Source organism: Dakarella massiliensis (assembly GCF_001182045.1).
Lineage (GTDB): Bacteria > Pseudomonadota > Gammaproteobacteria > Burkholderiales > Burkholderiaceae_F > Mesosutterella > Mesosutterella massiliensis.
Window position 1 is genome coordinate 1 of sequence record NZ_CVTY01000003.1, and the last position, 11,945, is coordinate 11,945.

The 11,945-nt window shown below is 57.1% G+C and carries 11 protein-coding genes; 4 read left to right on the plus strand and 7 right to left on the minus strand.

The features are described from left to right. Positions 1-504 precede the first annotated feature (504 nt). Entirely contained in the window at positions 505-1,746 is a 1,242-nt protein-coding gene (gene moeA, locus BN1936_RS00040; RefSeq protein ID WP_049686364.1) for a molybdopterin molybdotransferase MoeA, read from the plus strand. On the opposite strand, the gene BN1936_RS00045 is transcribed toward moeA, so the two are convergent. The 5 genes from BN1936_RS00045 to BN1936_RS00065 form a co-directional block, all read right to left on the minus strand. Further along, positions 1,716-2,639 carry a metallophosphoesterase family protein gene (locus BN1936_RS00045; RefSeq protein ID WP_022442888.1) on the minus strand — a complete coding sequence of 308 codons (924 nt, stop codon included), beginning with the start codon at positions 2,637-2,639 and terminating at the stop codon, positions 1,716-1,718. The genes moeA and BN1936_RS00045 overlap by 31 nt on opposite strands. Further along, entirely contained in the window at positions 2,636-3,358 is a 723-nt protein-coding gene (locus tag BN1936_RS00050; RefSeq protein WP_049686365.1) for a helix-turn-helix transcriptional regulator, read from the minus strand. Before BN1936_RS00050 ends, BN1936_RS00045 begins: the two co-directional genes overlap by 4 nt. Positions 3,359-3,466: 108 nt before the next feature. Further along, a complete protein-coding gene (gene lolA / locus BN1936_RS00055) occupies positions 3,467-4,093 on the minus strand; it encodes an outer membrane lipoprotein chaperone LolA (protein ID WP_022442890.1) in 627 nt (208 codons plus the stop codon). Positions 4,094-4,108: 15 nt separating this feature from the next. Further along, entirely contained in the window at positions 4,109-4,837 is a 729-nt protein-coding gene (locus tag BN1936_RS00060) for a cell division protein FtsK (RefSeq protein ID WP_022442891.1), read from the minus strand. A gap of 48 nt (positions 4,838-4,885) precedes the next feature. Next, the gene (locus tag BN1936_RS00065; RefSeq protein ID WP_187367738.1) at positions 4,886-7,177 is read right to left on the minus strand and encodes a DNA translocase FtsK; all 2,292 of its coding nucleotides are present in this window, start codon (positions 7,175-7,177) and stop codon (positions 4,886-4,888) included. A gap of 242 nt (positions 7,178-7,419) precedes the next feature. Between BN1936_RS00065 and trxB the strand changes: the two genes are divergently transcribed. Genes trxB through BN1936_RS00080 form a run of 3 tightly spaced genes read left to right on the plus strand, consistent with a single transcriptional unit; the run spans position 7,420 to position 9,857 of the window. After that, the gene (gene trxB / locus BN1936_RS00070; protein WP_049686367.1) at positions 7,420-8,373 is read left to right on the plus strand and encodes a thioredoxin-disulfide reductase; all 954 of its coding nucleotides are present in this window, start codon (positions 7,420-7,422) and stop codon (positions 8,371-8,373) included. 37 nt (positions 8,374-8,410) lie between these two features. Beyond that, positions 8,411-9,085: a Smr/MutS family protein gene (locus tag BN1936_RS00075; protein ID WP_022442894.1), complete on the plus strand. Its 675-nt coding sequence runs from the start codon at positions 8,411-8,413 to the stop codon at positions 9,083-9,085. A gap of 19 nt (positions 9,086-9,104) precedes the next feature. Further along, a complete protein-coding gene (locus tag BN1936_RS00080) occupies positions 9,105-9,857 on the plus strand; it encodes a ZIP family metal transporter (RefSeq protein ID WP_022442895.1) in 753 nt (250 codons plus the stop codon). Between the two features lie 77 nt (positions 9,858-9,934). On the opposite strand, the gene BN1936_RS00085 is transcribed toward BN1936_RS00080, so the two are convergent. Together BN1936_RS00085 and BN1936_RS00090 are read right to left on the minus strand one after the other, a co-directional pair. Next, positions 9,935-10,273 carry a P-II family nitrogen regulator gene (locus BN1936_RS00085; protein ID WP_022442896.1) on the minus strand — a complete coding sequence of 113 codons (339 nt, stop codon included), beginning with the start codon at positions 10,271-10,273 and terminating at the stop codon, positions 9,935-9,937. A gap of 32 nt (positions 10,274-10,305) precedes the next feature. Further along, positions 10,306-11,928, minus strand: coding sequence for an NAD+ synthase (locus tag BN1936_RS00090; RefSeq protein WP_022442897.1), 1,623 nt, complete (start codon positions 11,926-11,928; stop codon positions 10,306-10,308). Positions 11,929-11,945 lie beyond the last annotated feature (17 nt).

Consider the following 11,945-nt stretch of genomic DNA (forward strand, 5'->3'; position numbering starts at 1 on the left):
CTTGCATGTGTAAGGCATGCCGCCAGCGTTCAATCTGAGCCAGGATCAAACTCTTGAGTTCAATCACTGCTATTACTTCATTTGCTTCAGTTTCCTGAAGCGTCGCGCTCAAAATTATCGACTGGTATTTCTCAGAAGCTTTCGCTTCTGCATCATTCCATTCGTCTTTTCAAGCACCTGATTTTTTATGAGCTGAAGCTCTTCAAAACCAGATGCTCACGCTTATCGGTTCGTTATTCAGTTTTTAAAGATCGTCACTGCATCGCAGCGACAGGATGTGTATCTTACTCTCCCGATTTTAAAAATGCAAATATTTTTTTGCTCTGAAGTTGATTATTTCGATATTTTGCCATTAAGCATTTAATTTTTATTGAGAAAAAATTTAAAAAATTTTTTCTCAATTCACCCTATCCTTTCGGCCTAATAACGAAAAGCTTCAGAACAAAGGCCTGCTCGACTAAACTTTCCGTAACTTTCTGCTCATAGCTAGTAAATGGAGGCAGCATGCCCAATTATCCCCACCGCCCTTCAATCACGGCCGATGAAGCCAGGGCGCGCATTGATTCCCTGTGCCACGCGGTTTCTGAAACGGAACAGCTTCCGATTGCCGACGCTCTTGGCCGCGTTCTGGCAGAGGACGTAGCGAGCCCCGTTAATGTTCCTGAAGCAAACAATTCCGCAATGGATGGCTACGCGATGAGATTTGCCGATCTCAATGCTGATGGTTCAGGAACTCTGCGTGTTGTGGGAAAATCTTTTGCCGGCCACCCTTTTGAGGGTGAGCTGGGATCCGGAGAATGTATCCGGATTATGACCGGGGCAGTCGTCCCCGCCTCCTGTGACACCGTGATCCAGCAGGAGCTTTCCTCCGCTGACGGCGATACAGTCACTTTTGAAGCCGGCATCCGTCAGGGAGATAACGTTCGCCTGAAGGGGGAAGAGCTTGCGCTTGGCAAAGTGGCCCTCTCGAAGGGACTCCGTCTGACTCCCCCGCAGATCGGACTTCTCGCCACCCTTGGGATTCCCGCGGTCCGTGTGTTCAGAAAACCGGTTGTCGCTATTCTCGCGACCGGTGATGAACTGGTGCAGCCGGGCACCCCGCTGAAGGATGGTGAAATTTATGATTCCAACTCCTTCTCCCTTGAAGCCCTGGCAAAGAAAGCAGGCGCTGATGTCATCCGCGTTGGTATTGTGAAGGATTCCCCGGACGCTCTTCTCAGCGCTCTGGAAAAAGCTTTTACGGCTGATATCGTTCTGACGAGCGGCGGTGTCTCTGTCGGTGAGGCGGATTTCACCCGCTTTGTCGTCTCACACAGCGGCGAGATCTTCGATTGGGAAATCAATATGCGCCCGGGCCGCCCGATGGCAGTGGGTATGATCAGCGGCAAACCGCTCTTCTGCCTCCCGGGGAATCCGGTAGCAGCCGCGGTGACCTATCTTGAATACGCCCGTGCCGCTATTCGCAGAACCGGCGGTGAGGCCGGTGACCTTCGTCCCGTTACTCTGACCGCCGTCGCTGAAGGCCGCTTCAAAAAGCGCCTCGGCCGCTATGAAATGCAGCGGGGAATTTTCCGTATCAATGAAAACGGCGTCTGCGTGGTCAGGAGCACCGGAATGCAGTCCTCGGCGATGCTGACTTCGCTCTGCCGCGGAAACTGCATCGTCTGGCTGAATGCAGACCGCGACATTGTTCAGCCCGGGGAAACCGTACAGGTTCAGCCTTTCTTCGGTCTGTTTGATGTCTGATCAAGACTCCGCCAGGGCTGGGCAATCACCTTGCCCGACAGGCCCTGGCCTCGGCTTCCGGATTTATCCGGAAAGACCAGAATCGAGGTTTCACCTTTCGTCTCAACAACGGCATCGCCCCGCGCTTCAAGCGCAGCGGCATCCTTTGGATCAATCTGTGCTTCGACCACAACCTCGCCGCGCAGATTCACGATCCCTCTGAGACCAACCGAACAGACCTGGATGCCGCTGTATTTGCCATAGCTGATGCTTTCATGCTGATGACCGTGAAACAGCCACTTCACATGAAGATCCATTGCCAGCCGGTCAATCGCGGCGAAACCCTTCCGATGGCAGGACGGCGCCTCATGCGTCACGAGGATATCGGCGTGCTGACGGGACAGGTTTTCATAGACGGATGGGAAAATAGAGGACCGGTGACGTCTCGGCAGCCCCCCTCTCCACGTGTTGTTTTTTCCGACCCGGTGCAGGAAGGCTCCAACCGAGGCATAGTTCGGCTTTCCGTCCGGCATCCATATCTGCCCCCGGAACACGCCTCCAAGCCCGGCAATCCGAACCCCCTTCACATTGCCGACACGGCCGTGCAGGTTATGTGCCGCCAGCGGGCTCTTCCAGAGATTGTCATAAATCGCGTCAGAGTCGGTATCGTGATTCCCCGGAATCCACCAGATTTCCGTAAATGCCATGGCTTCGGCCAGCACTTCCTCAAGCGGCTTTGATGGCTGAAGATCTCCGAGAATCACCATGGCCGCCGGCTTATAGTCTCTTGCCGCGGACAGAATCTGGGAAAACTCTCCATGTGGATCGCCGCAGAAAAAGATCTCCGGCAGCTCCTGCTTCTTTCTCTGTTTCTGAGGACGGTGTCCGTGACGGCGTTTCTGCTCTTCTGTCATGATGCGTTCTCCAGAAAAGCAGCGAGCCCTCTCTGCGATACGAAATGAGTCCGGGTCTGAAGCTCTCGGGCTGACATGATGCGATCAACCGGAAGCAGAGCAAGCGCGGAAGCCTCATGCATCCAGACAGCAAGCAGCCAGCCGATTCTGCGGGAAATCAACCGAAGCGGGGAAATTTCAAGCGAACGGACGCCTGGCGTCACGGAAACCGAGAGACGACGCTGAGAAACCAGGGCATGCCCCACGGTTTCAAAAACGCCGGCATCCGGAAGCGATTCCGGTTCTTCCTCGAGAATCACGCGTTTCAGAAGCTCTTTCCTTTCTCTGTCACCAGAGCCGAGCTTCATATAAATCCGGGCAAGTTCCGCCCGTGCCTCTGTCTCAGTAAGACGAGAAAAGGCACCGCTGTCTAGCAATCGGCGAAGCGACTTATAGCCGGCGAGAAGGACCGGCAGTTCAGAGGGCGAAAACCAGAGATGCGGAAGCGCCGCTTCCGCAGGAACACGGGCCGGCTCTCCGCTGCTCTCACTTCCATAGCGGTAGCCGTTCTTTTTCCGTGAATAAACAATAGGAAAGCCCAGCTTCCCTCGCATATACTTCAGGTCACGCCTGAGAGTCGGAATACTGCTCCCAGTCGCACGGAGCAGACCCTCCAGGGGGACGATGCCGTCCGACTGAATGGCCTGATCAATGCGCTGGACGCGCATGTTGAAATCCATCAAGGACCCCCAGCAACGGATCAAGGGGCACGAGGCCCATCGACCCTTAATTCTTAAGATTCTTTGATTATAAGAATATTGCGGGGATTCTCGTGAAAAACTGCGCTTTTACTGACGGAGAATTTCCGCCCCTTTCGGAGGACGGAATTCAAACGCTGAGCTGCTGATTGAAGGATTCTTTTTCATATCAGACATATGAAGCGTAATCGTCTGTCCGAACGAATCTTTAAGCGTCATCGCGGCAGGAAGACCATCCCGGAATCCGATGCGAATATCAGTGAAACTCGTATCGTGCAGCTTAGGCACTGCGTCGATCCACTCAAGCCCATCCTTCGTACCGGCATCCTTCACCGTGAAATCGCGCCGGAAATCATTGTTTCCGAAAAGAATGGCAGCCGGGCTTGAAGGCATGGAGGAAGCAATTGCCTTCACCGTTACCTGTCTCAGATCCGGATCCCAGACAGAAATCGTCCGGCCGTTGCAGTAAATGCCCTGCTCGTAGGGCTTTTCATAATTCCAGACAAACTTTCCCGGTCTCTGGAATTTGAATACCCCGGACATGGTCTGCCCGGTCTTTCCCTTCCGGTCTGCGGTCACCTGGGAAAAAGAACCGCTCGCGGAATGCGTCCCCTTCAGGAACGCCGCAAGCTGCTCCGTTCCGGAGGCCAGCGAAGGAATAGAAAAACTTCCGAGAAGCAATGCGGAGGCAAGCGCCGCACACGCTTTTTTTTGCATCTGGTTCTGTCCCAATCAATAGTGAAGCCTGACGGCCTCTTCTTTCTCCTCAACATTCCTGTAAAGGAGTTCGCCGTCGGAAAGCGTCTCTGCCCCAACCGCCATCAGCGCCATGACAGAATCACGGCGGCTCGGCACCCGGAGGCAGACACGATCACCCACTTCAGCTTTCAGGAGCGCCGGCAGTCCTTCGGGAGCCGGATTCTGCGTGCAGACATACGGAAGCATGCCGCAGGCTCTTCCATACCGCGCCGCATAGCAGAGCTTATCGAGGAAAGTGTGCCCAAGACGGGATACCGTCCCCGGAAGATCTTCAATGAAGAACATCCGGAAAGGCAGCAGATCTCGCCCCGCAGAAGCGGACGCCGCGTTGTAATGCGGGAGGTTATTGGATCCAGCCTCATGCATCAGGTCAAAGCGGCGGTTCTGTTCCTCGACAAAGGTTTCAAGCTGAGAAAAAATCTCATCCGGTTCGGAAACCACGGTCACATCCTTCCGTCCCTCGGCCCAGGCGGGCAGCGTCTGACCGGGCCAGATGAGCTCGGCGTTTCCGATGCACTCCTGATGGAAAAGACTCTCCAGCTGAGCCGATGCGAGCGCCCGCAGAGCCTCCGCGTCAGAGCCCGAGGCGATGATTCCATGGCTCTCATGAAGAGCCAGCGGCCAGACGGCGCCGGAATCGGTCCGCCCAAGCACGAGCCTGAAGCTGTATCGGTTCAAATCTACCTGAGAAGGTTCTGTCATATTGCAAATTTCCGTTACGGTTGATGAGAGACTGCGCAGAGTCTCTGGTTAATCCGGTCCAACAGGGGTGAGAATCGTACGCTTTCCTGAGGAATCAGGGGCAGACACAATGCCCGCTTTTTCCATCGCTTCGATCAGATTGGCCGCACGGTTGTACCCAATCGAAAGATGACGCTGAACGGACGAAATCGTCGGCCGCTTGGTGGAAAGCACAATCTCAACCGCCTTGTCGTAAAGAGCATCCGACTCGCCACCATTCTGTGTGGGACCTGCTTCCGGCTCCACCTTCTCCATGACATCATCCACATACTCGGGGCTGCCGTACTTCTTCAGTTCCGCCACCGCGCTGTCCACGTCATGGTCTGAAACATAGCAGCCCTGCAGACGCACCATGGAGCTCATACCAGGGACGCGGAACAGCATGTCACCGTTTCCGATCAGGTTCTCCGCTCCCGGCTCACCCATAATTACCTGCGAGTCGTAGCGGGTTACCACCTGGAACGCGATATGAGCCGGAATGTTCGCCTTGATCAGCGGAGTCACCACGTCGGTGCTCGGCCTCTGGGTCGCAAGGATCAGATGAATACCAGCCGCGCGGGCTTTCTGAGCGAGACTCGTGATGAGAACTTCGACCTCACGGCGGGAACCGACCAGAATCAGATCAGCAAGCTCATCTACCACAACCACAATGTAGGGCCAGGGTTTCAGCTCTTCCATCTCATCGGGGTTGGAGGCAGAAGGCACTGAGAGCGGGCGGCCCTGCTCCTCGGCTTCCTTCACCTTTTCATTGAACGCTTCAAACCGCTTGACGCCGACACGGCGCATAAGCGAATAGCGGCGGTTCATTTCCCGGGTCAGCCACTGCAGAGCGTTTACAGCCTTGCTCATATCTGTCACCACCGGGCAGAGCAGATTCGGGATTCCCTCGTAAGGAGAAAATTCCACCATCTTAGGATCGATCATCACGAAGCGGACTTCGTCCGGAGTGCTGCGGTAGAGGATCGACAGAATCATGGCATTGATGCCGACTGACTTCCCGGAACCGGTCGTACCGGCAACCAGCAGATGCGGCATCTTCGCGAGATCAACCACATAAGGGTTGCCCGCGATATCTTTGCCAAGCGCAAGGGAGAGCTTCGACTTTGAGTTTGTGAATTCCTCGGACGCAAGAATCTCGGAAATCCTGACCGTCTGGCGATTGGCGCTTGGCATTTCCAGCCCCATGCTCGTCGTACCGGGAAGGCTCATCACGATTCGGAGATTACCGACACCGAGGGCCCGCCCAAGATCATCACAGACATCCGCGATACGGGATCCTTTCACGCCTTCCCCTGGCTGAATTTCAAACTGGGTGATCACGGGCCCCGGGCGGGCGGCAACCACCGCAGCATCAATACCAAAACTCTTCAGTTTCGACTCAATCAGACGGCAGGTGAGCGCAAGGGAGTCCTCATCCACCGTATCCACTTCCGGATCCGGAGGATCGAGTACAGAGAGCGGGAATCTCGGACCAGCCGGAAGATCAGTCCTGAGAGGAATGGGGGCGGAGGGCCTGGACGCCGGGCGCTTCGGAGCCTCTGCTGCAGGAGATTCATCCGCGTCGCCAGCGGCGTCCTCGTGCTCAGTCTCAGGCGTCGCTGCTGCCGGCGCCTTTTCAATACTCACTTCGTGCTTCACCGGGAGGGTCTCAGAACTCTTTTCCTGACGCACCTGTTCACCGATCCGACGGTCTTCAGCCTCTGCTCTGCGGATTGAACCCCAGTGAAGAATCGTGTCAATCACAGTACCGATCCGTTCACAGATATCCATCCAGGAAAAGCGGAACAGCAGCGAGGCACCCAGGATGACCATCACAAGGAAAACCGCCATCGCGGGATAGACACCGATCGTGTGAACAATCGGGCGGCTGAAGAAATGCCCCACGACGCCGCCCGGTCCCGCGGGAAGCAAACCATAGACTCCAAGCTCAAGGAACCGCTCAAGGCAGCAGGAACCAAACATCAGGCAGACGAAGCCGATGATGCTGACGATCCAGGACAGACCGCGCTCCTGCTCCCGGACTTTATCTGAACGCCTCGATCCGAGAGCAAGCGACAGAAGCGAAAACACCCCCGTCACTACCAGCCACCAGGAGGACACCCCGAACATATAGATCAAGGCATCCGAGATCCAGGCTCCGGTCCGGCCAAGCCAGTTTTCCACCTGATCGACGTGCATGGAAATCGAAAAACCGGGGTCTGCCGGGCTGTAGGTTGCCAGCGCAACGGTGAGCAGCAGGATCAGTACGGCTATCACGAGCCAGATCGCCCCGCGGCTGATCCGCGTGAGGAAACGTCTCACTCCGGTGAAATCTCTCCGCTTCGGTGCCTCCGTCTGCTTCATAGACTGTCTGAGATACGGACGGACGACCGGAGCGCGGCGCCTTTTCACACTGGTGGAAGGTGAAGGATTCTTAGTCATGGGTGCCATTATATGAAAGCGCAGGGCGGAGAAATTTTGCCATTTTCCCCCAAGGCGCCTCTCCTGAAAAGCGGGCTTTAATTAACATACAGAAAAATGCGTGCCATTTACAGGAACACAAAATGACTTCTTCTCTGCATAGCCCCGTTATTATCCTTGGTTCAGGCCCTGCGGGCTGGACCGCCGCGATTTATGCTGCCCGGGCGGGGCTGAATCCCACCCTGATCACCGGTCTTGAAGCCGGGGGGCAGCTTACTACGACAAACGAAGTCGACAACTGGCCGGGTGCCGTTGAAGGTATTTTCGGCACTGAGCTGATGGATCGGATGGCGAAGCACGCTGAGCGCTTCGGCACCAAAGTGGTGAATGATGTCATCACCTCGGCTGATCTGTCCGCCAAGCCCTTTGCCCTTACCGGCACCCAGGGTGTCTACACGGCTGACGCGGTCATCATCGCGACAGGCGCCTCTGCCCGGTACCTCGGTCTTCCGAGCGAAACCGCGTTCCGCGGCAAGGGAGTCTCCGCCTGCGCGACCTGCGACGGGTTCTTCTACCGCAAGAAGCCTGTCGCGGTCGTTGGCGGCGGAAGCTCTGCCTGCAGTGAAGCGCTCTACCTGTCGAACATCGCTTCTGTCGTGCATCTCGTTCACCGCCGGGACACCTTCCGCGCGGAATCAATTGAGGTCGCCCGGATTATGAAAGCCGTGGAGGAAGGAAAGATCGTCCTTCATCTGGAGCGTGAAGTGGATGAAGTGCTCGGCGATAAGATGGGCGTTACCGGCCTCAGGCTTCGCAGCACGGGAACCGGTGAAACCGAAGAAATCAAGGTGGACGGCGTCTTCATCGCAATCGGTCACAAGCCGAACACCGATATCTTCGCCGGACAGCTCGCGCTTGAAAACGGATATATTGTCACGGGCCGCGGCACTGACGCGAAGACCGCAACGTCAGTCCCCGGAGTCTTTGCCGCGGGCGACGTGCAGGATCCGGTTTATGCCCAGGCCATCACTTCGGCAGGGACCGGCTGCATGGCCGCGCTCGACGCACAGAAGTGGCTTGAGGCGCTCGACCGCTAAAATCGCAACACCGTCCGGTTAGGTTTAAGGCATCAGAATGACAACACTCAGCAGTTTTCAGGATCTGAAAAAAATTGGCAAGGAGCTTGAGGAGAAAGCCCGCGCCGCAGAGGAAGAGCGCAAGCGCGCCCAGGCTTTGAAAGAAAAGCAGGCGCGTGACGCCCAGACGTTTGCGTCAGCCATGTCCAATATGGGCGTGGAGCCGATCCGGACGAAAAAGCGTGCGGAGCTTCCTCACCCGAAACCCGCGCCGATTCCGCGTCAGACCCAGGCTGAGCATAAGGCAGTGCTTCAGGCTTCCATCTCGGACGATGTTGATCCCCTCACCTTCCTGCAGAGTGAGGATGGCTGCTGCTTCTGGCGGGACGGTCTGCCGCCGGATATCTGCAAAAAACTGCGCCGCGGTGACTGGACTGTGCAGAACCATATTGATCTCCACGGTCTTCGGGTGGATCCGGCGCGGGAAGCCGTCATGCAATTCCTTAAGGCCTCGCAGAAATCCGGAGCCCGCTGCGTCCGTATCGTGCATGGGAAAGGGTATGGAAGTGAGGGCGGCCACTCGGTGCTGAAGGAAAAGGTGCGTCGGTGGCTGAAGCAGTGTGACTGCGTAATGGCGTTTGCCGAAGCCCAGGAAATAGACGGCGGATCCGGCGCCCTGATCGTGCTTCTGAAGGGAGTCGCGCACGCACCGTACTCGGCTCCGAGACCGTAAGGACGGATACCGTCAGAACATGCTGCTTTTCTCCATTATCGCGGCCTGCCTTCTTGCGACCGTCATTGCGATTGTCACAGCGTATTCGCTGAACGGCCGCATTCTGGATCGCTGGGGCGCAGGTCTCTCCTGCGTTTCCACCGGTCTTCTCCTTACACTCGCCTTCACTCACCTGCTGCCTGAGGCGTTCGAGCACGCCGCGGAGCCCCGTCATATCGGCATCGCGCTCTGGGCAGCCTGCGTCCTGCTTTTTACGCTTGAGCAGATTTTCGATCTGCATCACCACAGCCACGGCTGCGAGGAGCCGATGGCCGGCTCTCTCCGGATCCGCGGGGTCTGGCCGATCGTGATCGGGGACTCGCTGCATACGTTTACGGACGGCATCGTGATCGCGAGTTCGTTTCTTGTCTCGCCGCACCTCGGCTGGGCCATTACGGCGGGCATTCTCCTTCACGAGCTGCCGCAGGAGGTCGGTGACTTTGTGCTGCTCACCCGCTCCGGACTCAGCCGGGAAAAAGCCTTCCGGCTGCTGCTCCTTGCGGGCGCCTCTGCTGCAACCGGCGGCCTTCTCGGCTACCTGGTTCTTGACTGGATCCGCGGGATGCTCCCCTATGCGCTCGCGCTGTCCGCGGCAAGCTTCCTCTACATCTCCATGTGCGAACTGATTCCGAGGCTCGCGGTGGAGGGAGGCGGACACAGAGCCTTCCGGAACCGCATTCTGCTTTTCGGACTGGGTTCAGTCATTGCTTTCCTGATCGGGCTCGAACACTGACCCAAAATCGAAAAAGGGCGCCTTCGAAAGAGGCGCCCTTTCTGCTGCCTGGCGGCAGCGCACAGCTCTCAGTCTGATCAGACCGCCGCGTCCCCGGTTTCACCCGTACGGATGCGGATAACCTGCTCGAGCGAGCTCACAAAAATCTTGCCGTCACCGATCTTGCCCGTGTAGGCCGCTTTCTGGATCGCTTCAACGCAGGTGTCACAGAGATCATCCGACACCACGGTTTCAATCTTCACCTTGGGAAGGAAGTCAACAATGTACTCAGCTCCGCGGTAGAGCTCCGTGTGGCCCTTCTGGCGGCCGAATCCCTTTACCTCCGTGACCGTAAGCCCGGAGATCCCCAGATCCGCCAGAGCCTCCCGGACTTCATCAAGCTTGAACGGTTTGATGATCGCGACAATCTGTTTCATCTTTCCCTATCCTTTTTTGGAATGCTGACAAATTAGAAATTAACTTTCCCCGTGATGGGATACCGCCAGTCGCGGCCGAACCCCACAGGCGAGATTCTCGGACCGGTCGGGCTCTGACGGCGTTTGTATTCAGAGCGGTGGATCATGGTGATTATGCGCTTTACCGTCTCAGGATTCATCCCATCAAGACGCGCGATGTCTCCCGGAGCCATACGCTTCTCAACATAGCTTTCGATGATCCGGTCAAGCACCGGGTAGGGCGGAAGCGAGTCCTCATCCTTCTGCCCTTCGCGTAGCTCAGCGGATGGAGCCCGGGTGAGAATCCGCTCGGGTATCACAGGATTCTTCCGGTTTCTCCAGGCGCAGAGCCGGTAAACCCGTGTTTTCAGCACATCGCGGATCAGCGCAAAGCCGCCCGCGAGGTCACCGTAAAGGGTCGAATAGCCAACCGCGCTTTCGCTCTTATTCCCGGTCGTGAGAACGAGGGCTCCGGTCTTATTGGAAAGCGCCATCAGGATCATGCCGCGGATCCGGGCCTGAAGATTCTCTTCAGTCACATCCCACGGACGCCCTTCGAAGTAAGGGGTAAGCATCGTCATGTACTGATTGAAGACGCTGCTGATCGCGATGACGTCGTAGCGGACTCCCAGCGTGCGGGCGAGTTTCTCCGCATCTTCGAGGCTGATATCTGCCGTGTATTCTGTCGGCATCATGACAGCGCGGACCCGGTCCGGTCCCAGTGCGTCCGCGGCGATCGCGAGAGTCAGCGCGGAATCGACGCCGCCCGAAAGTCCAAGAATCACGCCCGGGAACCGGTTCTTCCCCACATAGTCCTGAACCGCAAGCATCAGGGCGCGGTAGACCGATTCATCCTCTTCAAGCGGCTCTGACGGAGCGGCATCAGAGAGGATCCGGCCGCCCGGCGAGAAAACCGCTTCGCCGCGCGCTTCTCGGAACTCAGGAAGCCGGCTGATCACAGTGCCGTCACCATCCAATACAAAACTGCCGCCATCAAAGACAAGCTCATCCTGGCCGCCCACCATATTGACGTACACCGCGGGAAGACCGGTCGGCGTGAGGCAGTTACGGGCGGTCTTCAGCCGTTCAGATGCCTTTCCGACAGAGAAAGGCGACGCGTTGATGGAAAGGAGCACTTCAGCCCCCGCGGCCTTGGCTTCCGCAGCGGGATCCGGGTACCACCCGTCCTCGCAGATCAGAATGCCGAACCGGACACCGCCCGCCGCAAAGACAAGAGCGCCTTCCCCCGGAGCAAAAAGCCGGGGCTCGTCAAACACGCCGTATTCCGGCAGGTGATGCTTCAGATAAAAGGACTCAGCCTCGCCATTCCGGAGCAGAACCGCGGCGTTATAGGTTTTCCCGTCTTTCTGGATCGGAGTGCCGACAATGACCGCGAGATCCGTGAGATCACGGAGGTCAGAGGCAAGCTTCCGGACCGCGTCGCTGCAGGAAGCGAGAAACTCCTTTCTCGACACCCAGTCTTCAGGCGGATAACCGCAGATTGAGAGCTCAGGCGTCACGAGAACCGAGGCGCCGGAGGCCGCGGCTTCCCTCGCTTCAGTCAGTATTCTGGCGGCATTCCCCGCGATATCACCCACCATCGGATTGATCTGGGCGAAAACCACTTTTGCCTGCATTTCAATTGATCCTTTCT